Source organism: Candidatus Eremiobacteraceae bacterium (assembly GCA_035314825.1).
Taxonomy (GTDB): Bacteria; Vulcanimicrobiota; Vulcanimicrobiia; order Eremiobacterales; family Eremiobacteraceae; genus JAFAHD01.
In genome coordinates, this window is record DATFYX010000072.1 from 78,087 (window position 1) to 104,003 (window position 25,917).

Here is a 25,917-nt window from a genome sequence, read left to right on the forward strand (position 1 = left end):
GGGCTGTTCGTCACCTTCGAGGGCATCGAAGGAGCGGGCAAGACGACGCAGGTCCGCCTGTTGCACGATTATCTGGCGCAGACGACGATCCCGTTCATCTTCACGCGCGAGCCGGGCGGCACCCCGCTCGGAGAACGTTTGCGCGAACTGCTCATCGATCCGCTCGGCCAGATGTCGCGCGAAGCGGAAGCGCTGCTGCTCTCAGCCTCGCGCGCCGAGCTGGTCGACAAGGTGATCGAGCCGGCGCTCGATGAGGGCCGCATCGTCGTGTGCGACCGCTTCTGGGATGCGACGCTCGCCTACCAGGGATACGGGCGCAAGCTGCCGGTCGAGACGCTCATGCAGATCACGATGTTCGCGGCGCGCAACCTCGCGCCGGATCTGACCTTTTTGCTGGACATACCGGTGGAGGTCTCGCGCGAACGCCTGCGCGGGCGGCGGCGGACGGCCGATCGCATGGAGCGCGAGAAACTCGATTTCCACGAACGCGTCGCGGAGGGCTATCGCCGCGTGGCCGCGGCAGACCCCGGCCGCGTGATCATGCTCGACGGAACGCGACCCGAAGACGAACTGGCGGCGCAGATCCGCGAAGTCGTCTTGACGCGCCGCACGGGCGCGTAGGCGCGTCCGCGCGAATCGCCGAACCCCGAGGCGCTGTGCCCAAGAGAAAGCCCGAGACGGTCGTCGAGCCGCCGCCTAGGCCGCCCGCACCCAAGCGCTTCGTCGATCAAGAGCAGGTCGTCGAGTACTTCCGGCGCGTCGGACGCGACGGTCTTGCGCATGCCTACATCTTCTACGGTCCGCGCGGCGTCGGCAAGAAGACGTTCGCTCACGCGTTGGCGCTGACGCTGCAGTGCGAGAACCCCGAGTCGTTTCCAGCCGGCTATTGCGGGGAGTGCAGCGCCTGCAGGCGCGGCTTGGCGGGCAGTTCGGGCGACACGATCGTGGTCGACGAGGACTTCGTGCGCGCGGCCGACGCGTTCGCCGGCAAGCAAGAGCGCAAGACCAGCGACATCGGGATCGAGACGAGCCGGCGCATCATCCAGCTCATGAACCTCAAGAGCTACGAGGGCAACAAGCTCGTCGCCATCCTGCCCGACTTCGACAACGTCACCAACGATGCGACGTATAACGCGCTGCTCAAGGAGCTGGAGGAGCCGAATCCCGGCAAGCTCTTCCTCATCACGACCGAGCATCTCGAGAGCATCATCGACACCATCCGGTCGCGCTGCGCACTGGTGCGCTTCGATCCCATCGGCGAGAAGGAGATCGAGCGGCAGCTCGTGGCCGAGTACGATGTGCCACGCGCGCGCGCCGCGGAGATCGCACGCCGCGCACAAGGCAGCCTCGGCGACGCGATCGACGAGCTCGACGAAGATGCCGCTGCGCTGCGCGCCGCCGCGCGCGAATGGCTGCTCGCCTGTCTGCGCACGCCGGACCGGCTGCCGCCTATGCCCGAGTTCGACAAAGACGACCGCGAAGAAGCACGGCGCCAGCTGGGCGAGGTGCTGCGCCAGGCTCGAGTGACGGCGCGAGACGTCATGGTGAGCGCGCTTGGCAACAAGAAAGCGCTCTTCGATGCGTCTGCGGCCGGCGAGTACCAGAAAACGGTAAGCGCGCTCGGCGCCGACGCCGCGCGCAAGGCGGCCGATGCCATCGATGCGATCAAGGAGGCCGACAGGGTCGCGGGAACCAACGTCGCTCCGGCCACCACGTTCGGCTGGCTCCAGATCCAATTGCGCAGCCTGTGATGGACCGGCGCGCATTTCTCGCCGCATCGCTGACGGTCGCGTCGTCGCTGCGCTGGCTGCGCGCGGGCGGGCTGCTCGCCGGCGATCCTATCGCGGTAGCAGCGCCGGCCGGCCCAGCGGGCCAGCCCGCCAGCGCCGTCTTCAGCGCGATCGTCGTAGCACTGCTGCCATTTGACGATCCGCATTTCCCGCTCACGCCCGCCCAGGTCACCGCCGGGGCCGCTAAGCTCACCGCGCTCGACAACGACGCCGCGCTGCAGCGCAATCTCGCGCTCTTCGATGATCTCTCGGCGTTCGCCGCGCCGCCGGACTCGCTCGTCGCGGCCGAGGTGGCGATGTATCCGCCCGAGCAGAATGAGAAAGGCGTCGCCTCGCCTGGCAACGCGCGCGTCGCGGCAGACGCGCATGCCTATCAGGCGCAAAGCGCGCATTGGCCGGCTGGGGCCACGTCGTTCCGACAGCTCCCGCTCGCCGACGGGCGGGCGTATATGATGCTGTGGGCCCACAGCTCGCTCGGCCTGCGCCGGCGCTTCTATCGCTCCGTGAAGACGCTGGTCATGGCCGCGGCATACTCGATGGATGCGGCGTGGCCGGCCATCGGCTACGCCGGCCCGCTGCTCCACGCGCGGACGCCGTGAACGGCCTCGATGCCGACATCCTGATCGTGGGCGCCGGCGCGGCAGGCGGCGTCATGGCCGCGACGCTCTCGGAGTTCACCAACAAGAAGATCGTGCTGCTGGAGAAGGGCGGCTACTACACCCACGAGTTCTTCGATCAGCGCGAGCTCGACATGAGCGTGCTCTACGCGCAGCGCGGCGCGCGCGCGACGCAGGACGGATCGATGCCGGTGCAAGGCGGTGAATGCGTCGGGGGCGGCACGACGGTCAACTTCGCGCTGTGCTTCGATCCGCGTCAAGACGTGTGGGGCCGCTGGCGCCACGATTACGGAGCAGGCCCGTTCTCGTTCGACCGCACCGCCAACGACTTAGGCATCAGCGGGCTCAACATGGCGACGTGCCTTGCAGAGGTGCGCCGGCGCATCAACGTGCACCAGGCCGCGGACGCCGAGGTCAACGACAACAATCGCGTGTTCGCCGCCGGGTGCAAGGCGCTTGGCATCCCCACCAAGCGTTTCGAGCTCAACATGGTGGACTGCATCGGCTGCGGCTACTGCGGCCAAGGCTGCGCGTACGATCGCAAGATGAGCACGATGGCGACCTATGTGCGCGACGCGCTGCGCCGCAACGTGCAGCTCATCCATCATTGCGACGTCGAGTCGATCCAGTTCGCGCAACGCGGCAACGACCGGGTTCCCACCGGCGCGACGGCGACGGTGCGGCCGACATCGGCCGGCTCGGAGCGCAATTCGGTCGAGCCCGGACCGCTCGCCATCGGCGCGAAGGTCGTGATCCTGAGCGCGGGCGCGATCGAGACGCCGGCGCTCTTGCAACGCTCGCGCGTGCCCGACCCGAACCAGCTCATCGGATCCGGCCTCGTGCTGCACCCGAGCTTGCCGGTCGCGGGCGCGTTCGACCATGCGCTCGTGAACTATCGCGGCATCACGGGCACCATCTACAGCGATCACTTCTATCAAAGCCACGGCTTGTATTACGAGTGCCTGTTCGATCACCCGGTCAGCGCTTCAGTCGCGCTGCCCGGCATCGCCGGCGATCATTTCTCTTTGATGTCGCGCTACTCGAATCTCGCCGGCTTCGGCGCGATGCTGATCGATGCGTCCGATGCGCATAACCGCGTCACGTGGGACGATGCGGTTGGTGCGACGGCGATCCGCTATCGCCTCAGCGAAGATGACAAGAACCGGCTGCGCTTCGCCGCGCGCACGGGGGTGGAGATCATGCTCGCCGCCGGCGCGAAAGAGGCGGTGCTGACGTCAGAAGAACAGCTTCCCGGTCTCCCAAGCGCGCGTTTCACGAACTCCGCGCAAGCGCGAGCGTGCGATCAACTGCAGTTCTTGCCGTGTCAGACGTTCCTGACGTCGGCGCACTGCCAGGCCACCGCGAAGATGGGTGAGGACCCCAAACGCTGCGTCGTCAACTCGCGCGGTGAGCTCTACGGATCCAGAAATCTCATCGTGTGCGACGCGTCGGTGTTCCCGACGTCGTGCGGCGCCAACCCGATGATCTCGGTGATGACGCTGGCGCGCTATCAGGGCAGACGGATCGTCGGGGAGCTGGGGCGATACGGCCTCTAGCCCAGCCGCGCTCCTTGGAGCGCCGAGCCGCACGTGCAGGTGCGTTCCTTGGGCATGCGCGCCACCATTTCGTGGATCACCAGCTTGACGCGTTCGTTGTTCTCGGTGAACACTTTGATCACGCCCTCGTGGGTCACCGGCTCGATGCCCTCCTCGCCCTCAAGCCCGACGTCGTAATCGGTGATGAGCGAGATGTTCGCGTAGCACATCTCCAGTTCGCGCGCGAGATAGGCCTCCGGGTACTGGGTCATGTTGATGACCTCCCAGCCGGCCGACGCGTACCAGCGGCTCTCGGCCACCGTCGAGAAGCGCGGTCCCTGGATGCACACCACGGTGCCGCGCTCGTGCACCGGGATCTCGAGCTTGCCGATGACGTCGATCGCGAGATCGCGCACCTGCGGGCAGTACGGATGAGCGAACGAGACGTGCGTGGTCACCGGTCCGTCATAGAACGTGTCCTTGCGCGCGTTCGTGCGGTCCACCAGCTGGTCGGAGACGACGAAATCGCCGGGCTTCACCCAACCTTGCAGCGAGCCCGCCGCGGTGGGCCCGATGATGCGCTGCACGCCCAGCTCTTTCATCGCCCACAGGTTGGCGCGGTAGTTGATCATGTGCGGCGGCAGGGAATGCGTCTTGCCGTGGCGCGGCAGGAATGCGACATGCCGGCCGCCTATCTCGCCGACCGCGACGACGTCCGACGGCGCGCCGTAGGGCGTCTCGATCTTGATCTCGTGCATGCCGTCGATCAGCGAGTAGAACCCTGAGCCTCCGAAGACGCCGATCTCGGCCGAATGCGCCATCGCGTCAGGACTCGGTCTTGAAATCGCTGGGCTTGAGGCTTTCGATGTACTTTTTGAAGCGCTGCAGCTCTTCTTCCTCAGCCTTCTTGTCGTACACCGATTCTTCCAGGACGATCTTGTCGCTCACGTAGATGGGCGCATTGGCGCGCAACGCGAGCGCGATGCAGTCGCTGGGGCGCGCGTCGATCTCCTGATCCTCGCCGTTGCACTCGAGCACCAGCTTCGCGAAGAACGTGCTGTCGCGGATGTCGTGAATGACGATCTTCGTCAGCTTCGCGTTGAGGCTGTCGAGCATCGACTTCATGAGATCGTGCGAAAGCGGACGCGGCACGGCCTGGCCTTCGAGCGCGAGCTGGATCGCGGTGGCCTCGAAGGCTCCGATCAAAATCGGCAAGTAGCGCCTGCCCTCCAAGTCCTTGAGTATCACCACTGGATCATGTGTGAGCAGGTCGATGCCGAGCTTATCCACTTTCATCTGGCGCATGTGAAATCGACGCGCCCTTCGCGCAGAAAAATGGTGGTTCCTATCGTATCGGACGGCGCGGCGCAGGACCGTCCGACGACGCCCTGGAAGGCCGCGGGCCGTGCAAGCGACGCCGACTCCCGCCGCGCCAGCGTTTCCCGGCGCGCCCTCGTCTGCATATCACGCGCTTCTCGTCCAAGGCTACGAGACCGCGGGCGCGTTGCTCGTCGCCTTTATCGTGTGGCGCCTCACCCACGCCGGCATCGATCGCTTTTTCGCACGCCGGCTGCTGCTGCGCCATCCGCGCATCTCGACGTACCTGCAGCCGCTCAAGTCGATCGTCGACATCGCCGTCGCGGTCGTGTTCGTGCTGGTCCTGCTCGATATCTGGCATATCAACGTCGGTCCGGCGATCTGGTCGGCGGGCGCCATCACGGCCGTGCTTGCATTCGGCGCGCAGTGGGTCGTGCGCGACCTGCTGGCCGGCTACTCGATCTTCGCCGAGAACCAGTTCGAAGTCGGCGACCGCATCGAGATCCTCACCGGCATCAACAGCCAGCTCGCGGGCATGGTCGAGGCGATCGGCTTGCGCAGCACGCGCATCGTCGACCGGCACGGACGCACGGTGTTCATCGCCAACGGCAACATCTACGCCGTCACCAATCTGAGCAAAGGGGTCAAGCGGCTCGAGATCAGCGTGCCATTGGCCTGGCACGATTCGGTGCAGAACATGAAGCGCGAGATCCTGACGATCGCGACCGGTGCGGTGGCGGGCTCGAAGATCGATCCCAAGAATCTCGAGGTCTCGCTCGACGATTTCAGCACCGCCGAGGCCAGCTTTCGCATCTCCATCCGCACGCCCGACGCGTTCTTGGACGCGGACGAGAGCACCGTGCGCGAGCGCATCGCCGCGGCGCTGCAGACCAAAGGATGGCTGCCCGCCGGCGAGGCCTCCGACAGCACGGCGCAGAGCTGATGTCGCTCGCCTGCGGCATCGTCGGACTCCCCAACGTCGGCAAGTCGACGCTCTTCAACGCGATCACGCGCAGCAGCGTCGCTGCCGCCAACTATCCGTTCAGCACCATCGATCCCAACGTCGGCATCGTGCCCGTGCCCGATCCGCGCCTCGGCGTGTTGGCGGAGATCTTCGCGAGCAAGCAGATCGTGCCGTCCACCACGACGTTCGTCGACATCGCCGGTCTGGTGCGCGGCGCATCCAAGGGCGAAGGTCTCGGCAATGCGTTTCTGTCGCACATCCGCGAAGTGGACGCCATCGCGATGGTCGTGCGCTGTTTCGAGGACGGCAACGTCGTGCACGTGGAAGAGCGGCCCGATGCGTTGCGCGACATCGACATCATCACCGTCGAGTTGGCATTGGCCGATCTTGCGACGGTGGAGAAACGGCTTGAGAAAGCGCGCGCACGCGCCAAGGCCGACCCCAAACTCGCGCCCGAGGTCAACGCGCTCGAGCGACTGAGCGCGGGATTGAACGAGGGAAAACCGGCGCGCATCGTGGCGCGCGACGAGCTCGAAACAGCGCTGGCGAAGGAGCTGTCGCTGCTCACCGCCAAGCCGCTTCTCTACGTCGCGAATGTCGATGAAGCAAGCCTGAAATTAGAGCCCCCGCAAGTCGCCGCGGTGCGAGCGCGAGCGGCGTCTGAACAGGCCGAGTGCATCGTCGTCTGCGCCAAGCTCGAGGCCGAGCTGGCGGCCCTGCCGCCCGATGAGGCCGAGGCATACGCCAAAGAACTGGGAGTGGAGCAAAGCGGCTTGGACCGGCTGATCGTCGGCGCCTACCGCCTCCTCAATCTGATGACCTTTCTCACGGCCGGCGAGAAGGAGACGCGCGCTTGGACCATCGAGCGCGGCACCAAAGCTCCGCAGGCCGCCGGCAAGATCCATAGCGACATCGAGCGCGGTTTCATCCGCGCGGAGATCGCGTCGTACGACGACCTCGCGCGCCTGCGCACTCTCGCAGCCGTCCGCGAAGCCGGGCTCTTGCGCTCCGAAGGTCGCGACTACGTGATGCAAGAGGGCGACGTCGTCAACTTCAAGTTCAACGTGTAAGGAACGATGATGGCAACCAAAGTCGAGAACAGCCAACCGCAGGGGGCGCTTCAGACCAAGGAGCGCTACGCGCACGAACCGGGAGTGTTCGGCGAGGCGATCGCCTATTTCAATGAAGCTGCCGATCGGCTCGATCTGAGCAAGACCATCCGGCGCATCCTGACCCACCCCTCGCGCCAGATGATCATCTCGATCCCGTTCCAGCGCGACAACGGCGAGTTCGAGGTCTTCACCGGCTACCGGGTCCAGTACAATTTCGCGCGCGGTCCGGCCAAGGGCGGCATCCGCTACCATCCCGGCGTGACGCTCGATGAAGTGACGGCGCTGGCGTTTTGGATGACGTGGAAATGCGCGGTGGTGGACCTCCCGTTCGGCGGCGGCAAAGGCGGCGTGACATGCGATCCTTCAAAGCTGTCGATCGGCGAGCTCGAGCGGCTGACGCGCCGCTACACGGCCGAGATCATCGAAGTGATCGGTCCTGACAAGGACGTCCCTGCCCCCGACGTCGGCACCAACGCGCAGACGATGGCCTGGGTGATGGACACGGTGTCCATGCACTTGCGCGCGCATACGCCGGCGGTGGTCACGGGCAAGCCGCTGTGCGTCGGCGGTTCGCGCGGACGCGTGGAGGCCACCGGGCGCGGCGTGATGATCTGCATCGAAGCGGCGTTGGAGAAGATGGGCAGACAGCTGCGCGGGCAGCGCGTCGCCGTGCAAGGCTTCGGCAACGTCGGCTCGATCACGGCGCGGCTGCTGCACGAGCGGGGCGCCATCATCGTCGGCATCAGCGATCAATTCACCGGCCTGCACGACAAGAGCGGCATCGACCCGAACGCCGCGATCGAATACATCGCGCAGCCGAAGAACACCAAGCACAGTCTCGAAGGTTTTCCGGGGGCGACGCCGGTGAGCAACACGCAGCTGATCGAGCTCGACTGCGACATCCTCGTGCCGGCCGCAATCGAGAACCAGATCACCGAGAAGAACGCGCGTCACATCAAGGCGTTTCTCATCGCCGAGGGCGCGAACGGTCCGACCACGCCAGAGGCCCACAAGATCCTGTCGGACGCCGGCATCACGATCATCCCCGATATCCTCGCCAACGCCGGCGGCGTGACGGTCTCGTATTTCGAGTGGGTGCAGGACCGCATGGGCTACTACTGGCGCGAGAGCGAGGTCAACGAGCGCCTCAAAGATGTGATGCGCGAGAACTTCGACGAGGTCTGGAACATGGCCGAGCGCTACAAAGCGCCGCTGCGCCAGGCGGCATACATGCTTGCCATCCGCCGCGTGGTCGACTGCTATCAGACGCGCGGCATCTACGCGTAACGCCTAGCCGAAGCGGAGTCTTTGCCTGAGCACCCGCACGCGAGCGCTCGTAACTTGGGCCGCGGTCGCTGTCGCCGTCATTTCGTGCCGCGCAAGCGCCCGCGCCGATTGCGATCCGTCGTTCGTCCTGGCGCAGCCGCTCTTCCGTTCGATCGTTCCAGCCGAAGGCGCGACCGACGTTGCGTTCAAGACGCCCCGCCTCGTGGTCGCGACCGACGCGGCGAACTTCTCGGCGGTCGAACGCATCCGGCTCGTGCCCGACTCGGGCGACGCGCTCGACCTGCCGGTGCGCGAGGTGACCTCGCGCTCGAACGATCTCGCCGGCATCGAGTTCACGTCGCTGTACGGCAAGCCCGCAGCGCTTGCGGCCATCCATCCCAAGAGCTTGGCCCCCTCGACGACGTATGAGCTCGAGTTCGTCGTGCGCACGACTGCGCCGCGAGATTGCCCGCGCGCTCTGACCGAGCGCGTCGGGACCTTCACCACCGAACCGGCATCTTCACTCGATGCGTTCGGCGACTTCGCCGACGTGCCCGATCAGCAGCCCACAGGCGCGGCCGCAGGGATGTCGGGTCAGGCCATCTTCGACAAGGCGCGCGAGGTCCTCGAGACCGTGCGCTATCCGACGTATATCACGTTCATCGTGCACGTGCGCTCCAACACCGGCGGTAAGCCCTTTTACGAGTCGTTCCGCTCGATCGTGCGCGCGCAAGACGACATCGTCTTGACGCACAAGACGCCGATCGAGACGACGAGCAAGCCGGACAATCCGTACGGCACCAACTTCGCGATTCTCGGCTTCACCTTCCAGACTCACACCAAGGGCCACCAAGAGGAGCCCTTCGGCGTGCCGCAGATCTCGCCGCTGTATTCGTTCGGCTTGCGCCCCCCTGGCGAAGTCATGGGGCTCAGCCCAACGCCTGCGCCGGAGCCTTCGGATCTGCGCTCGCTCGGCCACGTCGAGGCGATCGCTCGCGATTATGACATCACCCTCGTCGACATAAGGCCCTACGGCGTGCGCTGGGCCTATCACTTGAAACTGGTGCCGGTCGAACGTCCCGACGAGTACCGGCTGCGCGACATGCTGGTGGACACCGAGACGTTTGTGCCCTGGGAGCTCACAAGCGCCGGCATATTCCCGAAAGGGCCCGCGTCTGGGGTTTCATGGAGAGTCAGATATACGATCGAACAAGGCGCCTGGCTCATGACGGAGGAGACGACCAGCGCGAGCATACGCGTGGGCGGCTTCATGCAGAGCACGACCTCGCGCGGGTATGACGGCCTGACGTACACCTTGACGGACTTCAAGTTCGCCACGACGCCGTCCGATTTTTCGTTCTTCGAAGTCGGCACCAGCGAAGCCTCAGAATATTGATTGCCGGAGCTGCGGCCACGCGGCGCGAACCCGGTTCCTCATGAATACCTCGACCGCCGCCGCCAAGCTCGACGAGTTCATCCGTCCGACCACGTTCCCGGTCGCCGTGCGTTTTCTGCGCGACGGTGAGGCGCCGCCGCCCAAGGCGAAGCGTCCGCTCGCGGACATGGACCGCCATGTCACCGTGTGCCAGGGATGGGGGATCGCGCGCAAATACGGCTGGACCACTGTCCTGCGCGCCGAGGACATGAAATGCCCGCTCGGTGCTCTCGTCGCCGGCTTCGCCGCTCCCAACGCCTATTATGAAGAAGGCAATCTATGCGCCGGCATGTACACCAAGGATGAGGATGCCGGAGCGCGCAGCGAGGCGTCGGTCGAGAAGTTCGCGCCCGGCGAGATCGACGCCATCGTGTTCGGTCCGCTGGCCCGCGCCGAATACGAGCCGCACGTGCTCATCATCTATGGAAACGCGGCGCAGGTCATGCGCCTTGTGGCTGCCGCCCTGTGGAAAGAGGGCGGCCGCATCGCGTCGTCGTTCGCCGCCCGGATGGACTGCTCGGATCACCTTGTCGTCCCGTTGCGGACCGGCGAATACCAGGTCGTCCTGCCATGCAACGGCGACCGCATCTTCGCCGGCGCTCAGGACGATGAAATGGCGTTCAGCCTGCCGTGGCACAAGATCGACGAACTCGTCGAGGGCCTCGAGGGCACCCAAAAGGGCGGCATCCGATACCCGATCCCATCGTTCCTGACCTACGAACCAGGCATGCCCAAGAAATACCAGGAGCTTCTCGACATGCAGGCCGCGCAGCGCCCAAAGGCGGCCAAATAGGGGGTCGCGAAGACTCCGCCCTCTAGGGCGGAGTGGGTGGCTCTCATGGGTAGACCCGAAGCAGGCCATATCCCCTTGACCCCCGGCAGCGCACCGCGATTCCGTCGACGTGCGTTGGTCGGGCTGTTCCTGTTCGTCGGGCTGTCGTTCGCGCTTCACCTCACTCTCGGTCCGACGGTCACCGCCATCTCGCCGATCTTCCGTACGCCCGACACGCCGGACCAGAGCGTTTCGGTCGTCACCCTTTCGCGCGCCAAACTGGCGACGGTCACGCCGACGCCGACGCCGCCGCCCAAGATCTACGTGCGGACTATCGCCAACGTCGCGCCGCTCAAGTATCTGGAATTCGGCACAAGATCGGCGCGTCACGCGATCAAGCCGCCGGCGCGCCGCACGGCGATGCTGTCCGTCCATCCGGAGGTCGGACCAAGCCCGACCGCCGGTCCGGATTCTGCGGCCGCCACCGATTTGATGCCCGCCGGCGCACCGCCTAAAGGCGAAAGCGCGCAAGCGGATACCGGCGCGGACAAGAGCCGCATCGCAGGCGCCGTCGTGTGGGGCGATGACAACCCGCCGCGCGTGCTCTCGCTCGCCTCGCTCGTCGGCGGTGCGACAGGCGCACAAACCGGGCATCACGTGCGCTTGGAAGTCGACATCGGACCGGATGGTGACGTCTTGAACGTCCGCGTCGTCATCTCGTCAGGTGATGCGGCGCTCGACGCGGCCGCCGTCGACGCTGCGCGCAAATCCACGTACCGCGCAGCGACGCTCAACGGCCTGCCGGTGCATGGCACGGTCACGCTCGATTTTCCCCAGACGACCGCAACCACGACGTGATCTCGGTCGAGGCCTCGCCTAAAGACCGCATCATCGCCCGCGCCAAAGAGATCGGCTTCGATCTCGTCGGCATCGCGAGCGCGCAGCCGTTCACGGACACGGAACACGTGTTCAAACGGCGTGTCGCCGAGGGGCTGCTCGCCAATTGGAATTATCCCGACCAGACCGTCGAACGCGCTTGCCGGCCGGCGGACGCCCTATCGGGCGCCAAGTCGATCGTCTGCACTGCCACCGCATACCTGACCGAATACGAGCCCTACGATCCGGATGCACCCGGCCTGCGCGGCGCGATCTCCAGCCACGCCTGGGGCAGCGATTACCATCGCACGATCGGCGCGCGTTTGCGCGCGCTGGCGGCGTTCATCAGCGTGGAGTTTCCGGGCGAACGGTGCATGCCGTGCGTCGACACCGGACCGCTCGTGGATCGGGCCGCCGCCGTGCGGGCGGGCATCGGCTGGTTCGGCAAGAACGCCAACGTGTTGACCCGCGATTTCGGCTCGTGGGTTCTGCTGGGAGAAGTGATCACGACGCTTGAGCTGCCGCCGGACGAGCCGCTCGCCAAGTCGTGCGGCCAGTGCGTGGAGTGCATCGCGCGCTGCCCGACCGGCGCGATCGGTCCTGACGGCAGCGTCGACGGCACGCGTTGCATCTCCGATCTGACGCAGCTGCGCACGCCGATCCCGCGCGGTCTTCGTCCGGCGATCGGCAACCGCTTGTGGGGCTGCGATGACTGCCAAACGGTCTGCCCGGTCAACCAACGCAAGGAGCTTGCGGCCAAGAGCGCGGCGCGACCCGAGTTCGCGCCGTTGCCGCACATCGGGCCGTCCATGGATCTGCCTTCCGTGTTGCGCATGACCACGTCGCAATTCCGCGCGTGGTTCGGGCCTACGTCTATGGCGTGGCGCGGCAAAGGCGTGCTCCAGCGCAACGCCGCGGTGGCTCTTGGCAACTCGCGCGATCCGGCAGCCATCCCGCCGCTCATCGAGGCGCTGGCGGACCGTAAGCCGCTGGTTCGCGGCCACGCGGGTTGGGCGCTCGGCAACCTGCACGCCGTTTGTGAGGGCGATCTCGTAGAGCGCACGAGGGCGGCGCTGCTTCGCGCCGTGGACGCCGAGCCCGATGCGTGGGCGCGCGAGGAGATGATGCTGGCCTTACAGCAGCTCGACGACCAACGCCAAGAAAGCGCCTGAGGGCGCCCGCACCGACACGTCGCAGCGCGCCGTGGCCGGCGTCTCGTCCGGGTTGACCTCGACGACGAACGCGCCGTTCTCGCGCGCGACGTCGACGAGCCCGGCCGCAGGATAGACGATCGCCGAGGTGCCGGCGACGATGAACACCTCCGCGTTGGCGGCCGCCTCCCGCGCCCGCTCGTAGGCGCCCGGCGGCAACGCCTCGCCGAACCACACCACGTTGGGCCGCAACAGGCCGCCGCACTCGCAGTGCGGAGGCACCGGGCCTTCCAGCGGCGTGTCCACGCTGCGCGCGCAGCTTGCGCAGCGGGAGGTGCGGACGTCGCCATGCAGCTCGATCACGTCTTTCGAGCCGGCGCGCAGATGCAGGCCATCCACGTTCTGCGTGATCACGCAGAACGATGGGATGCGGTGCTCGAGCTGGGCGAGGGCGAGATGCCCCGGGTTAGGTGCAGCAGCGCTATGCGCGCGCAGTCGCTCGCGATACCATTCCCACACGAGCGCGGGATCGCGGGCAAAGGCCTCTGGGGTCGCAAGCGACATCGGGTCGCGATCGCGCCACAGCGCGCGCGTGCCGCTGCGAAACGTCGGCAAGCCGCTCTCCACGGACATGCCGGCGCCCGAGAGCGCGGCCGCTCGGGCGGCCAATCGCAGCCGGGCAGCGACCCCTTGTGCTTGTGCCTGAAAAGACATTGGCGCCCGTTACGATGGAGGCAGTCGTTGCGCCTGGCGTGGGCGAAGAGGGGCCGCCCCTACCCCTATCTTTTCGGAGTGCGCACATCATGAATCTCGGAGCCCTCGAAATCACGTTTTGCGGCCATGCCGCGTTCTCGTTCAAGACGCCGTCGGGCAAACACGTCATCGTCGATCCGTGGCTGGAGCAAAACCCCGCCTGCCCGCCGCGCCTCAAGAATCCGGCTAAGGTGGACACGCTGTTGATCACGCACGGCCACTTCGATCACATCGCCGATGCGGTCGGCATCGCAAAGAAGCACGACGCGACCTGCATCGCGATCCACGAGACCGTCCTCTGGCTGGGCAAGAAAGGCGTGAACAAGCTGATCGGCATGAACAAGGGCGGGACTGTCGAGCACGACGGCATGAAGGTGACCATGGTCCACGCGGAGCACAGCTGCGGCATCCAGGACGGAGACCAGGTGATCTACGGCGGCGAGGCGTGCGGCTACGTCATCACCTTTGAGAACGGTGTCAAAGTGTATCATGCCGGCGACACGTGCGTGCACAGCGACATGACGATCGTCGGCGAGCTCTACAAGCCCGACATCGCGCTGCTGCCCATCGGCGATCTTTATACCATGGATCCCCTGCAGGGCGCGTACGCGATCCGCCTGCTCGGTACCAAGGTCATCGTACCGATGCACTACGGCACGTTCCCGCAGCTCACCGGCACGCCGGCCCGGCTGCGCGAGCTCACCAAAGACATCCCCGGGCTGCACATCGTCGACCTCAAGCCGGGCGAAACACTGACCGGCGAGCTCAATCGCCTGGCGCTCGCGTGAGGGCGCGCTAGGCGACCTTCACGACGATCTTGCCGACCAACTTGCCGATCGCGTCAGCGCGGTCGGCGCTGTTGCTCAAGTGCCGGTAGATCTCGCGCAGCTTGAAGATGCGTTGGACATCGGTGGTCTTGAACAGATCGGCCAGGGTGCGCCGGTACATATCTTCCACCACATCTTCTGCGCTGCTCGCGTCGGCCGCGCGCTGTGCGCTGCGCGTCTGATCGTCCTCGAGGGCCGCGATCGCTTCGTGGATCGCGTCAGTAGCGCCCGAGATCACTTTGACCATCTCGACCATCGCCGGCGTCGGTTCGACGTCGAACAGCGTGATCTCGCGAGCGGCGTTGTCCAGATACGCGATCATGTCGTCGAACGCCAAGGCGAGATTGTAGATATCTTGGCGGTCGAACGGAGTGACGAACGTGTCGGTCAGTGCGGCGATGGTCTGCCTGAGGATGTCGTGGCTTTGCTGCGTTAGCTGCGAGACACGCGCGATGGCAGCCGGGTCAGGCCGCTCGACGTAGCGTTCGAGCGCCTGCGCGGCCTGGAGCATCACCTCGGAGTGCTGGCTCAACAGGCTTGCGAACAGCTTCTGCTTGCGGGCAGTGAACATATCGGACAGCCACATCATGGAGCACTCACCCTTTCGGCCGCGCGTCCGGCCGACGCGTTCATTTTACCCAGCGCACGACGAGGCCCGCCAACGTGCCGAGCGCGAACGCGACCGGCATCGTGATGAGCCATGCGCCGATGAGCTTGGCCACCACCTGCCAGTGCACGCGCCGCGGCCTGGCGACTGCGCCGACGCCCACGATCGCGCTGGCGGTCGTCTCGGTGGTGGACAGCGGAGCGCCGACAAACGACGCGCCCATCACCGTGGCACCGGCGGCCGCCTGGAATGCAAGCGCGTGCTCGGGTCTGATGGTGAACAGTTTGCCGCCCACCGTCTTGGCCACGCGCATGCCCCCGACCGCAAGGCCGCCCCCGAATGCGGCGATCGCAGCGCCGATCGCCCACAGCGGCACGTGGAACGCCTGGCCGGCGATCTGCGGGGCGACGGCGGCCGCCATCAGCCCCATCATCTTCTCTGCATCGTTGGCGCCATACCCGAGCGCCTGCAGGGCGACGGTGCCGTACTGCAGGTTCATCAGCCGGTCGCCGGTCGCGCGCGACACAGGCCGTAAGAGCAGCCGTAAGAGCGCAAACGCGAGCGCGCCCATCACGAAGCCCGCAAGCCCCGATCCAAACGCGCTGGCGACGACCTTGACGACCCCTGGCCAGTGGACAAGGTGCATGTCCCCGCCGGTGATGAGCGAGCCGACCATCGCGCTCACCAACGAGAGCGACATCATGGTCGGCAACCGCATGGCATATGCGAGCAGCACGGCGGCAAGCGAGGCGGCGATGGCGGCCAGGAGCAACGGCATTCCGGCCTTCGCGTAGTCGGCGATCCCCGTGCCCAACGTCGCCGCGACGGCCGTGCCGAATACGAGCGGCCCGACGAACGCGAACACGACGATGAGCACGAAGGCGGTGGGAACAGGAATCGTACGGCTCGAGGCCGCCGCCGCCAGCAGGTTCCCTCCGTCGTTGAACCCGGCGACGACATTGAAGGCAAGCGCTGTGACCACGATCGCGATGACGAGCCCGTCGTGCGTCGCGTGTCCTCCTTTACAGGATGCTCTTGCCGAGGGCCGAGCAGATCAGCTCGACGGCGATGGAGGCGGTGCGGTTGTGCTCGTCGAGCACGGGGTTGACTTCCGCGACTTCGAGCGAATCAGCGCACCCGCTTTGCGCGATCATCTCCATCGCCAAATGCGCTTCGCGGTAGGTGAGACCGCCCGGCACGGGGGTCCCGGTGCCCGGCGCGAGGGCAGGGTCGAGCGAATCGACATCCAGACTGACGTGCACGCTGCGCGGCCCGCGGCACGCGATCGTCAACGCTTGCTCGATGACCTTGCCGATGCCGTAACGGTCGATATCGCTCATGGTGAAGCAGGTGAAGCCGCGATCGCGCAGCGCTTTGCGTTCGCCAGGGTCAAGATCGCGCAGGCCGACGAAGACGCAGCGCGTGGCGTCGAGCGAAGGCGCTGGGAACTTCGCCGCCGGGAACAGCTCTGGCGCGTCGCCCATCGCGATCGCGACGGACATGCCATGGAGGTTGCCGGTTGGGCTGGTCGCAGGCGTGTTCAGATCTGCATGCGCGTCGATCCAGATGACGCCGCGCGGGCCGCTCACGCGGGCAAGGCCTGCGAGCACGCCGATGGCCATCGAATGATCGCCGCCGATCACCACGGGGAAATGGCCTTCCCGCGCGGAGCGCTCGACCGTATCGGCGATATGCTCGCTCGCCGTCAGGATCGCCTGGACGTGTCGCGGCCGGCTTGGGCCTCCCCCGGACGTGTCGCTCGATTCGGGCACCACGACATTGCCTTGATCGTGGACGGAAAGACCCAGCCGTTGCAAGCTCTCCACCAGACCGGCCTCGCGCACGGCGTCGGGCCCGAGGCGCACGCCATGCCTACCGGCGCCATAATCTATCGGAACGCCGATAACATCGATATCGAGCATCGGGCTGTCGGTTCGTGACCCAGGCCCCGATTCATGCCATTCTGAAGGCGCGGGCAGCCGGTGAGGTAAAACGATGACGTCAATGCGTCTTGCATCTTTCGCGATGCTGATCGCCGCTGCGCTTGTCGCGGCGGGCAGCAGCGTGTCGAGCGGCCTCGTGCTCGCGGTCGACGATAACGCGCGGCCGGCGCTTGAAGCGCGTTTGCAGGCGCTGGCACCGCAGCTGCGCCGGTTGGCGAACGACACGCCTGGATTGGTGGCGATCACCGTCTCCGACGCGCAAGGCCAAACGCCGATCGACATCAACGGCGACGAGAATCTTCCAGCTGCGAGCGTGATCAAAGTCGCGGTGATGGTCGAAGTGATGCGGCAGGTATGGCTCGGCCGTTTCGGCCTCGAGCGCCAAGTGACGCTGCTTCCACAAGACCGCGATTGCGGCTCTGGCGCTTTGTGCGATATGGACGCCGGGATGCGGTTCTCCGTGCTCAATCTCGCGCGCATCATGATCGCCAATAGCGACAACACGGCGACCAATATGCTTATCCGCCTCGTCGGGCGCCAGAACATCAATGAGACGATGGCCGGCCTCGGCCTGAGCCAGACGCGCCTCGGCGACAGCATCCATGCAAGCGAGAGCAGCATCCGAACGCTGCGCACCAGCACCAATGACATGATGCGTCTGCTGTCGATGATCGCCCAGCGGCGGCTCGTGAACGAGGCGGCCAGCGATCTCATGCTCTCGATATTGGCAGAGCAGCGGCACAACGAGCTGCTGCCCAAGCCTCTTCCGAAGGGCCTGGTGGTGGCCCACAAGACGGGCACGCTGCACGATACGCTAAACGACGTAGGCATCGTCGATCTCGAGGGATCGCCCTACATCATCTGCGTGATCACGACCCACCTCGAGGATCTCGATGACGGGGCCCGCTTCATCCGCCGTGCCTCGAGAGCGACCTACCAAGCGTTCGTCGCGGCGGAAGCTGAAAGCGCTGCCGCTCAGGCGTCCCCCAGTCCCTCGTCGGAAGACGTTCCGCAAGAGCCGGACCCCTCGCCCTCGTCGTAATTATCCACAGTACATAGGCCGTCGAACACGTGTGCGTGATGAGCGTCATACTGTGTTAGCCGCGTCACAAATCCGAGGGGATGTGGGTCACATGTTCGATATACTTATACACAGGGACCGCGACCCCGGGTAACGCTCGTGCAAACTTCGATTTCTGGGGCGGCGGATATCCCGCGAAAGGTTCCGGTGAGCGTCATGGCTGTGGCAGGGCAGGCGCAATTCGATCGGGTTTCGGGTACAGGGCTCGTCCGAGAGCACGCCTCGTGGCGGACGGCAGCTAAGCACTTCTATAATGCTTCACTCTTCGTCGCCGCCGCGGCTCTCGTTGTTTTCGTTCCGCTGCACCTCGAGTACACGATTTCTGCGTATCTCGCGGTGGCAGTCGTTGGTGTGTTCCTCGTCCTAAACGAACGGCCGCAAGACGGATTCCAAGGCGGGCACGTACCGCTTACAGCGATTCAGGCGGCGGCAGTGGCAGCAATCGGCGGCTGGGCTTTGCCGCTGGGCGTCATCACATGGTCCGTCGTGCACGCGCAACTGCTTCGGAAGGGTAGGCCGCTTCCGACGTTTGTCAGCGGTCTTGCCGGACAGCTTGGCATGACGACCTTTGTGACCTATGCCATGTTAGCAATATATGCCGGCACGCATGCAGCCACCGTGGCTCTTCCCATCGTTTCAGCGCTGGTAATGTTGCTGGGCATCATAGCGATGGGTATGGTCGGGCAAACCCTTAATAACGCGTTTGTCGCCGCCGGATTAGTGATCCTCGGCGAGCCCGTGTCCTTCGTGCGGTACTGGCGCGCCGGCTTCGTCGCTTCGCTGTGGGCGTATCTCCTCGTGGGGATGTACGCGTTCGCCGGCATCCTCGGAGCCATCGTGTTCTATTACGTGGTGGCGCACACGCGGATGTTCGAGCGCATCATCCAGGCCGCGGCGGCTCGAGACGAGCGCGACTTCGTGACGAATCAATTCCACGAGATGATTCGGGACTTCATGGGGTTGCTTAGTCCCCAGGACGCCGAGTTTGCGGCTGACGTCCGATACCTATCGCTCCAGCTGGGCCGGAAGATCGGCATGCCCAAGACCGATCTCGAGAAGCTGGGTTGGGCCGCAGAATTCCATGAAATAGGGAAATGCAAGCTGTCGGCTGACGTTAGGGAGGGCAAAAATCTAACGCCCGCTCAGCAGGGCGAGGCCCTGCGTTATCCGATGCTCGGAGCAGATGTCTTACGGAAGGCTTCGAAGGTGATTCCGGAAGAGGTTGCCTACGCAGTTCAGCATCAGTGCGAGGCCTTTGATGGCAGTGGTTATCCGCACGCCATGAGGGGGACGAATATCCCCCTTATGTCTCGCATTATCGCGATTTCCCGCGACTATGCGCGTCTCCTGACCGGCCATGCCGGCACCGAGCCACTTCCAAAGCAAACAGCGCTAACCACGCTGCAAGCTCGCGCCGGCAGCCAATACGACCCCTCCCTCGTCGACCTCTTATACCGTGAGATCGCGTAAGGGGCAGGTGGAACTATCTATTGATCAGCTGGTCCTGGATATGCGCGCCGCTGTTGATCATCTGATCTTGGGCATTCATCCCACTGTTGATCATCTGATCGAGCATGTGCGCAGCCCATTGCATGAGCATGCTGAGATGATACGAAAAGGCGTGGAACTCACTGCCGAAATGCATGACTAGCCTCCAAGCGGTCTGTTAACTCGGAGAGCGAGACCACACGCCTCAGATCGCACCGCCACTGCCAGGCGGTGCGGTCGCTCTTTTATCGACTACCCAAGGCTAAGAATGTGGAATCAGCCCCCCAAGTGTCCTTGAACGATACCACTTCGAACCGCGCTCTGGATATGTTCTGCCAAACATTTTCCATAAGAGTGATCCGCGACTCGCGGTAGCCTTCGTTCGTTACAGCGCCCACTCGACGTGTGACGCTGGTCACACTCCGTTATAGGAGCCCGCACAGGCTCCTTCTTGGGGTCTCGGGACAGGAATAGGGTAGCTACTACGAGGCTGCGGCCTTTTCCGTCTGGTGGAGTTTGGCTGCTCCGGTATCGTACGCTGGCGTCAACCAGTGGCGATAACCGGGCAGTTCGCCCATGACCGCCTTGCGGTAGAGCTCGCGAAGGGCGGCGGTCTTGGTGCCGACCTTGCCGCGGCCGACCGGGCGGTGATCGACCTCGATGACCGGGGCTACCTCGACCGCCGTGCCCACGAGGAACACCTCGTCGGCCACATACAGCTCGCTCCGATCGATGCTGCGCTCGAGCACCTCGATGTTCAGCTCGCGCTGGCAAAGATCGATGATGGTGCGCCGCGTGATGCCTTCGAGAATCCCGTCGCTCACAGGCGGGGTGATGGCGATCCCATTCCGGACGATAAAGATGTTCTGCGCGCTGCCTTCCGCGACGTGGCCTTCGCTGTTGAGCATAATGGCCTCGTCGAAACCGTTGGAGACCGCTTCGGTCTTGGCCAACGCCGAGTTGACGTAGACTCCGGTCAACTTGGCCCGCGCCGGCGCGACGTTGTCATCGATGCGCCGCCATGACGAAATGCAGGCCCGCAAGCCGGCTGACGAGTCGAAATAAGCCTTATGCGGCACGGCGGTGATGGTGAATTCATGGCTGACCTTGTGCAGCCTCACCCCGATCTCTTCCGCGCTCTTGTAGACGAGCGGCCGGACGTAGAGATCCTGGCGGAAGTTGTTTGCGCGCGCCAATTCGGCCGTGCGAGCGCACAAGCGCTCAGGCGATTCGGTCAGCTCCATCATGAGCAGCTTGGCCGAATCGGCCAGGCGTTCGTAGTGTTCGAGCAGCCGGAAGAAGTAGAGCTGGTTCGCTTTGGCGTTCCAATAACCGCGGATGCCCTCAAAGCAGCCGGTGCCGTAGTTCAGGCCGTGGGCGAGAATCCCGACCTTCGTCTCGGCGTACGGCACCAGCGTGCCGCCACGGTAGACGATGAGTTTGTCCAGATCCATTCCGTGCTCTCTCCTTGGCGCAGCCTCGAACGACTTTCCGCACAGCGCCGGCGCTGACCTCGCTCCAGCAAGATCACGGCGGCAGCGGGTGGTACGGTAACCGCCCAGAAAATCACGCCCCTCATCACTATACGCCGCCGACACGAGCGCTTTGAACGTGCAGGTGGCCAGGGTTTGTCCGAAGCTGGGGGGACGCGCTAGCCAGATGTCGACCTTTGCGGTCGCGGTCAATTTCGCCGGATTGGGGCTGTTCGTCTGGCACTGGGCGCTCGCGTCGTTCGCGATGTTCTGGGCCGTGCTCTGGTCGTTGCTACTCGGTTTTCTCTTGTCGGCGATGATCCAGGCGTACGTCCCCAAGGACGGCCTAAGTCGGATTCTCGGCAAAGTCGGGTTGCGCGAGGTCGCGCTTGCCACCGCGCTGGGAGCCGCAAGCTCTTCATGCAGCTATGCCGCGGCGGCGACCGCCAAATCGCTGTTCAAACGCGGCGCGGCGTTCACGACCGCGATGGTCTTCATGTTCGCATCGACCAACTTGGTCATCGAGCTAGGACTTGTGTTGTGGCGGCTGATGGGCTGGCCGTTCGTCATCGCCGAGTGGCTCGGCGGGCTCATCCTTATCGCGGTCTTCGTGCTGCTCGCGCAACTGCTGCTGCCCAAACGCGTCATCGAAGAAGGTCGCGAGTTCTGTCAGGCCGCTGGCGAAACGAGCAACGAGCACGAGCACGGCGACATGCTCGCACCGGGCGCGACCTTCGGCGAGAAACTGCGCTCGGCGACCGGCTGGCGCTACATCGCGCACTACTTCCAGATGGATTGGTCGATGCTGCAGGTCGACCTGATCCTCGGATTCGTCATCGCCGGCTTCTTGGCGGTGGGCGTGCCGAATTCGTGGTGGCAGCATCTATTCGTGAGCTCGGCGCCGCCGCTGTGGCGCACGTTGGAGAACGCCTTCGTCGGGCCGATCATCGCGGTGTTGAGCTTCGTATGCTCGATCGGCAACGTGCCGTTGGCGGCGGTCTTGTGGCAGGGCGGTGCCAGCTTCGGCGGGGTGGTCGCGTTCCTCTACGCTGACCTCATCGTGCTGCCGCTCATCGACATCTACCGCAAGTATTATGGATGGAAGCTCGCGCTGTCCATGACCGGCGTGTTCTATCTGTCCATGGTGGCGGCGGGCCTGATCGTCGAGCTGCTCTTCGCCTGGACGGGTCAGATCCCACATGCGGCCGGCAACCTGTTGACGGACGTCGAGCATATCACTCTGAACTATACGACCGTGCTCAACGTGGTGTTCCTGGCCGGGGTTCTCGGGCTGTTGTGGTGGGCCGGTCGGACCGGAGCCGGCAACGAGCATCAGCACGCGCACCACTAGAGTTGCATTTCCACTGACTTTGTGCTACAAAGTATAAGGCATGAACGTCGAAGTCGAACGGGCGCTCGCTGATCTCACCGAGGTCAGGGACCGGCTCGCCAGCGTCCAGCGCTTCCGGGGCTATTCCAGCCGCGTGGCCGCCATCAGCGGCGGCATCGCGCTGCTGGGCGGGCTCGTCCAGGCTGCGCTCGTGCCCCACCCGAGCAGCCTGTCAGACGTCCGCCTGTACGTGACCATCTGGATCTCGTGCCTGGTCGCGGCGCTCGCGGTCTACTACGGCAACTTGCTGGGCTGGTACTTGCGCAACGACGGGCGTCAGGCGCGCTATCAATCCAAGACGGTCAGCTTGAGCCTGCTGCCGGCGCTGGCGCTGGGCGCTGTGCTGAGCCTGGCGGTCTGCCTCCAGGGCGTACCTGCGATGCTGCCCGGCATCTGGTACGCGTGTTACGGCCTTGCGCTGTTCGCGTCGCGCAACCACGTGCCGCGCGCAGTGCTTTCGGTCGCCGCGATGTTCGGTCTGATCGGCGCAGCGCTGTTGTTGATGCCCAATCAATGGAGCGCGCTCGCGTGGTGGGTGATGGCGGCAGGCTTCGCGATCGGGCAGTTCTGGATCGGCTGGCTCATCGCCGCCGAAGGCGCGATCGAGTCGAACACGATGTCGGAGATCTCTCATGAACGCCAATAACGCCCGCAAGGCGGGCAAGAAGCCCGCGCGCACCAACGGCCGCGAAGCGCCCTACGCGTACAGCGGCTTGCAGCGCATCTTCCACGAACGCGGCAGGCTCGCCGTGTGCACGTGTTTGGTCGCGCACCCGGAGGGCTTGAGCTTCACCGATCTGCAAGACGCCTGCGGACTCACCGACGGCAATCTCAGCCGGCACCTCACCGCGCTGGCCGAGATGGGCGTCGTCTCGATCGTCAAGGAGAGCGGCCACGGACGTCCGACGACGCTGTGCCGCATCACCCACGCCGGCCGCACGCGTTTTCTCGCCTACATCGACGAACTCGAGTCGGTCGTGCGCGAGGTCCACGCCAAGGCCCAACCGCACGCCGCCGACGGACGGTCGCCCGCCCGCCTCGCCACCACTTAGCCCTCGCCATCCCGAAAGGCACGTCAGGTCTTATCGATGATTTCGACCAAACCGCATAGGCTCATAGAGCTCGCCGACGCACCGATGCCCGCGCATGTCGCCATCATCATGGACGGCAACCGCCGCTGGGCGCGCGAACGAAATCTGCCGGTCGCGGAGGGATACCGCCGCGGTATCGCCACGCTGCGCGAGACCGTGCGCGGGTGCCGCGACTTCGGCATCGGCATGTTGACGGTCTACGGGTTCTCCGAGGAGAATTGGTCTCGTCCGTGGACCGAGATCTCCGTGCTATTCGACCTTTGCTGCGCATTCGCGTATCAAGAGCTTGACGGGCTATGCCGCGACAACGTGCGCGTCCAGGTGATCGGCAAATGGGAGGCGCTGCCGGAACGTCCGCGGCGTGCGCTCGAGCATCTCATCGAGAAGACAGCCGGCAACTCCGGCACCGTGCTCAACCTGGCGGTCAACTACAGCGCGCGCACCGAGCTGCGCGACGCGGTGCATGCGCTTGCCGGCGACATCCGCAGCGGCGCGCTCGACGCCGACAAGATCGACGACGATACGCTCGGCACGTATCTGTACACCAAGGGCATGCCGGACCCCGACCTGCTCATCCGTCCGGGCGGCGAATACCGGCTATCGAACTTCTTGCTGTATCAATGCGCGTATACGGAGCTGTACGTGACCGAGGTCTGCTGGCCGGATTTCAGCCGCGACCATCTCGCGATGGCGGTCGCCGAGTTCCAACGCCGCCAGCGCCGCTTCGGCAGATAGCCGCTTAGCGGCCCTTCGCGCACACCGCGCTGTCTGCGGTGATCCACGTTCCGCCGCTGGGATTGCCGAGCTCATCGATCTGCGTCGTCTTCGCGTCATTGACTTTGACCACCGTCGTGCGGTAGCCCATCGTCGGCATGCCATTGGCGCTGAGCGTGCCGGTCCACACGATGGTGTGCCCGGTCCAGCCCGACGACATCTGTGAGCTCGTGCCCTTGGTGGAATCGGCCGTCTGGATCCATTGGCGCTTGTTGGGATCGAGCCACATCTGCCCCGTGCCGTCGCCGCCCGACACCGTGCGGTTCAGCATCTTGGTGCCGTCGGCGGACATGGTCGAGACCGTCGTGACCTGCGGATTCGAGCCGTCGACCGCTTTGACCGAACAGGTCCATGTCCCCAACAAGAAACGCATGCTGGACATGCTTTGCGCTGCGCTCGGTGCGGTGTCGGCAGCCGCTAGGCTAGCCCCGAGCGCCGAAGCGAGCAGCAGCGAGGCCGCCGGCAGTCCGTACATCTTCATATTCATAGCGACGACTCCATGGCGCTGAGGTAATGGGTGTCAAACGCGTGCAGTAAGCCTTCGGCGTGGGAGTAGGGCCCGGGCGTGTAGGCGCGCGAGCTGACGCCGGCCTGCGAAAGCTCGCACACGTGCCAGTCCTGGCGATTGGTCATATCCCAGAACTCGACCGCGTCGCGCGCATCGAAGTCCGGTCTTGCCATCCCATCCGGATCGAAAAGCCACACGCACGCGACCCGCGTGCGATCGATCGCAACCGGCGTCAGATAATGCGCCATCACGTAGTCGGGATGCAGGCTGAGCAGCAGCGACGGAAATATCTCGTAGTAGTAGACGCGTTCGCGGTCCTGCGGCTGCAGGCCGGGCAGCGGCGGGCGCGCCGAATGGCCGCTCAGCGTCATGCTGTCGCTGCCTCGGCGCAATGACATGTAGCCGCCCAACACGGGGCCTTCCCCGAGATCGTTGCGGCCGCTATCCCACGGCGACACCTTGTCGAGCTGCGGATGCACCAGCGGACAGTGGTAGCATTCCGAATAGTTCTGGAGGATCAGCTTCCAATTGCACGCCAGGTCATAATCGATCCGAGCGCCCTCGCGCAACGCGCCGATATTCCAGCGCTCGAAGCGGCCCGCCAGCGCCGCCAGGGCCCGCTCGAACGGCTGGGGCGAGTCGGCGAGGTTGATGAAGATGAAGCCTTCCCAGATGGCGAGCGCTGCGGCGCGCAGCGGGAACGCACTTTCATCGAAGCCGGGGACGTCGCGCATATTGCGCGCCGTCATGAGCCGGCCGTCGAGCCCATACGTCCAAGCGTGATACGGACACACGATCGCACCGGTGAACTTGCCGCTGGGCGTCTCGCAGAGGCGCGTGCCTCGATGGCGGCATACGTTGTACAGCGCGCGCACTGCGCCGGCCGTATCGCGGACGACGATGAGATTCTCGCCGCCCACCTCGGCGATGAAATAGCTGCCCGCCTGCGCGAGCTGCTCTTCGCGGCCGACGCAGATCCAGTCGAGGGAGAAGATGCGCTCACGCTCCTGCGCGAACACCTCGGCCGAGGTGTAGTATCGTCCGGCGAGCGTATGTGCGGCCTTTGAGAGCCGCAGTTTGACGAACGTGGCCATGGAAAACACGTTCTCGCGCGAGGGCGGCGTCACCCGCGGACGCGAAGCAGGGCC

The 25,917-nt window shown here is 65.1% G+C and carries 28 protein-coding genes; 18 read left to right on the forward strand and 10 right to left on the reverse strand.

The features are described from left to right. Window positions 1–3: 3 nt before the first annotated feature. The 4 genes from tmk to VKF82_10305 are packed head-to-tail and all read left to right on the forward strand — an operon-like array spanning window position 4 to window position 3,963. Entirely contained in the window at window positions 4–621 is a 618-nt protein-coding gene (gene tmk / locus VKF82_10290) for a dTMP kinase (GenBank protein HME82455.1), read from the forward strand. Between the two features lie 35 nt (window positions 622–656). Further along, a complete protein-coding gene (locus VKF82_10295) occupies window positions 657–1,751 on the forward strand; it encodes an AAA family ATPase (protein ID HME82456.1) in 1,095 nt (364 codons plus the stop codon). Further along, entirely contained in the window at window positions 1,748–2,389 is a 642-nt protein-coding gene (locus tag VKF82_10300; GenBank protein HME82457.1) for a hypothetical protein, read from the forward strand. The genes VKF82_10295 and VKF82_10300 overlap by 4 nt, the downstream gene beginning before the upstream one ends. After that, a complete protein-coding gene (locus VKF82_10305) occupies window positions 2,386–3,963 on the forward strand; it encodes a GMC family oxidoreductase (protein HME82458.1) in 1,578 nt (525 codons plus the stop codon). Before VKF82_10300 ends, VKF82_10305 begins: the two co-directional genes overlap by 4 nt. Here the strand turns inward: VKF82_10305 and VKF82_10310 are convergent. After that, a complete protein-coding gene (locus tag VKF82_10310; GenBank protein HME82459.1) occupies window positions 3,960–4,763 on the reverse strand; it encodes an S-methyl-5'-thioadenosine phosphorylase in 804 nt (267 codons plus the stop codon). The genes VKF82_10305 and VKF82_10310 overlap by 4 nt on opposite strands. A gap of 4 nt (window positions 4,764–4,767) precedes the next feature. Beyond that, a complete protein-coding gene (locus VKF82_10315) occupies window positions 4,768–5,238 on the reverse strand; it encodes a bifunctional nuclease family protein (GenBank protein ID HME82460.1) in 471 nt (156 codons plus the stop codon). A gap of 109 nt (window positions 5,239–5,347) precedes the next feature. Here VKF82_10315 and VKF82_10320 point away from each other — a divergent pair, with 109 nt between their 5' ends. The 7 genes from VKF82_10320 to queG all read left to right on the forward strand — a co-directional run bounded on the left by VKF82_10320 (window position 5,348) and on the right by queG (window position 12,856). Beyond that, window positions 5,348–6,202 (forward strand): mechanosensitive ion channel domain-containing protein, encoded by an 855-nt coding sequence (locus VKF82_10320; protein HME82461.1) that lies wholly within the window; start codon window positions 5,348–5,350, stop codon window positions 6,200–6,202. After that, complete coding sequence (ychF, locus tag VKF82_10325; protein HME82462.1) at window positions 6,202–7,293, forward strand: redox-regulated ATPase YchF; 1,092 nt, start codon at window positions 6,202–6,204, stop codon at window positions 7,291–7,293. Before VKF82_10320 ends, ychF begins: the two co-directional genes overlap by 1 nt. 6 nt (window positions 7,294–7,299) lie before the next feature. Then, window positions 7,300–8,622, forward strand: coding sequence for a Glu/Leu/Phe/Val dehydrogenase (locus VKF82_10330; protein HME82463.1), 1,323 nt, complete (start codon window positions 7,300–7,302; stop codon window positions 8,620–8,622). A 202-nt stretch (window positions 8,623–8,824) separates the two neighbouring features. Further along, on the forward strand, window positions 8,825–9,997 hold the full coding sequence (locus VKF82_10335) for a hypothetical protein (GenBank protein HME82464.1): 1,173 nt from the start codon (window positions 8,825–8,827) through the stop codon (window positions 9,995–9,997). A gap of 40 nt (window positions 9,998–10,037) precedes the next feature. Next, window positions 10,038–10,829 (forward strand): DUF169 domain-containing protein, encoded by a 792-nt coding sequence (locus tag VKF82_10340; protein HME82465.1) that lies wholly within the window; start codon window positions 10,038–10,040, stop codon window positions 10,827–10,829. A 45-nt stretch (window positions 10,830–10,874) separates the two neighbouring features. Continuing rightward, window positions 10,875–11,666 carry a TonB family protein gene (locus VKF82_10345; protein HME82466.1) on the forward strand — a complete coding sequence of 264 codons (792 nt, stop codon included), beginning with the start codon at window positions 10,875–10,877 and terminating at the stop codon, window positions 11,664–11,666. After that, a complete protein-coding gene (queG, locus tag VKF82_10350; protein HME82467.1) occupies window positions 11,663–12,856 on the forward strand; it encodes a tRNA epoxyqueuosine(34) reductase QueG in 1,194 nt (397 codons plus the stop codon). Before VKF82_10345 ends, queG begins: the two co-directional genes overlap by 4 nt. Here queG and VKF82_10355 read toward each other — a convergent pair. Continuing rightward, complete coding sequence (locus VKF82_10355) at window positions 12,818–13,549, reverse strand: NAD-dependent deacylase (protein HME82468.1); 732 nt, start codon at window positions 13,547–13,549, stop codon at window positions 12,818–12,820. The genes queG and VKF82_10355 overlap by 39 nt on opposite strands. Window positions 13,550–13,638: 89 nt before the next feature. Here VKF82_10355 and VKF82_10360 point away from each other — a divergent pair, with 89 nt between their 5' ends. Beyond that, complete coding sequence (locus VKF82_10360) at window positions 13,639–14,376, forward strand: metal-dependent hydrolase (protein HME82469.1); 738 nt, start codon at window positions 13,639–13,641, stop codon at window positions 14,374–14,376. Between the two features lie 7 nt (window positions 14,377–14,383). On the opposite strand, the gene VKF82_10365 is transcribed toward VKF82_10360, so the two are convergent. From VKF82_10365 to rocF, 3 genes are read right to left on the reverse strand one after another with little or no spacing between them, the layout of a single operon-like run. Further along, on the reverse strand, window positions 14,384–15,004 hold the full coding sequence (locus tag VKF82_10365) for a DUF47 family protein (protein HME82470.1): 621 nt from the start codon (window positions 15,002–15,004) through the stop codon (window positions 14,384–14,386). Between the two features lie 40 nt (window positions 15,005–15,044). Then, complete coding sequence (locus VKF82_10370) at window positions 15,045–16,004, reverse strand: inorganic phosphate transporter (GenBank protein ID HME82471.1); 960 nt, start codon at window positions 16,002–16,004, stop codon at window positions 15,045–15,047. 40 nt (window positions 16,005–16,044) lie between these two features. Next, window positions 16,045–16,944 carry an arginase gene (gene rocF / locus VKF82_10375; protein ID HME82472.1) on the reverse strand — a complete coding sequence of 300 codons (900 nt, stop codon included), beginning with the start codon at window positions 16,942–16,944 and terminating at the stop codon, window positions 16,045–16,047. Window positions 16,945–17,026: 82 nt separating this feature from the next. Between rocF and VKF82_10380 the strand changes: the two genes are divergently transcribed. Further along, window positions 17,027–18,007: a serine hydrolase gene (locus VKF82_10380; protein ID HME82473.1), complete on the forward strand. Its 981-nt coding sequence runs from the start codon at window positions 17,027–17,029 to the stop codon at window positions 18,005–18,007. 195 nt (window positions 18,008–18,202) lie between these two features. After that, window positions 18,203–19,516, forward strand: coding sequence for an HD domain-containing phosphohydrolase (locus VKF82_10385; GenBank protein HME82474.1), 1,314 nt, complete (start codon window positions 18,203–18,205; stop codon window positions 19,514–19,516). A gap of 13 nt (window positions 19,517–19,529) precedes the next feature. On the opposite strand, the gene VKF82_10390 is transcribed toward VKF82_10385, so the two are convergent. Both VKF82_10390 and VKF82_10395 read right to left on the reverse strand, forming a co-directional pair. Next, complete coding sequence (locus tag VKF82_10390) at window positions 19,530–19,691, reverse strand: hypothetical protein (protein HME82475.1); 162 nt, start codon at window positions 19,689–19,691, stop codon at window positions 19,530–19,532. A 325-nt stretch (window positions 19,692–20,016) separates the two neighbouring features. Then, window positions 20,017–20,988, reverse strand: a complete 972-nt coding sequence (locus VKF82_10395) for a branched-chain amino acid transaminase (protein ID HME82476.1) — start codon at window positions 20,986–20,988, stop codon at window positions 20,017–20,019. 205 nt (window positions 20,989–21,193) lie between these two features. On the opposite strand from VKF82_10395, the gene VKF82_10400 reads away from it, so the two are divergent. From VKF82_10400 to uppS, 4 genes are read left to right on the forward strand one after another with little or no spacing between them, the layout of a single operon-like run. Next, a complete protein-coding gene (locus tag VKF82_10400) occupies window positions 21,194–22,357 on the forward strand; it encodes a permease (GenBank protein ID HME82477.1) in 1,164 nt (387 codons plus the stop codon). A gap of 40 nt (window positions 22,358–22,397) precedes the next feature. After that, a complete protein-coding gene (locus VKF82_10405) occupies window positions 22,398–23,042 on the forward strand; it encodes a hypothetical protein (GenBank protein ID HME82478.1) in 645 nt (214 codons plus the stop codon). Further along, window positions 23,029–23,448 (forward strand): transcriptional regulator, encoded by a 420-nt coding sequence (locus VKF82_10410; GenBank protein ID HME82479.1) that lies wholly within the window; start codon window positions 23,029–23,031, stop codon window positions 23,446–23,448. Before VKF82_10405 ends, VKF82_10410 begins: the two co-directional genes overlap by 14 nt. 36 nt (window positions 23,449–23,484) lie before the next feature. Next, complete coding sequence (gene uppS, locus VKF82_10415) at window positions 23,485–24,222, forward strand: polyprenyl diphosphate synthase (GenBank protein ID HME82480.1); 738 nt, start codon at window positions 23,485–23,487, stop codon at window positions 24,220–24,222. 4 nt (window positions 24,223–24,226) lie between these two features. Here the strand turns inward: uppS and VKF82_10420 are convergent, their stop codons facing one another. Continuing rightward, a complete protein-coding gene (locus VKF82_10420; GenBank protein ID HME82481.1) occupies window positions 24,227–24,742 on the reverse strand; it encodes a hypothetical protein in 516 nt (171 codons plus the stop codon). A gap of 2 nt (window positions 24,743–24,744) precedes the next feature. Then, window positions 24,745–25,863 (reverse strand): aromatic ring-hydroxylating dioxygenase subunit alpha, encoded by a 1,119-nt coding sequence (locus tag VKF82_10425; GenBank protein ID HME82482.1) that lies wholly within the window; start codon window positions 25,861–25,863, stop codon window positions 24,745–24,747. Between the last annotated feature and the right edge of the window lie 54 nt (window positions 25,864–25,917).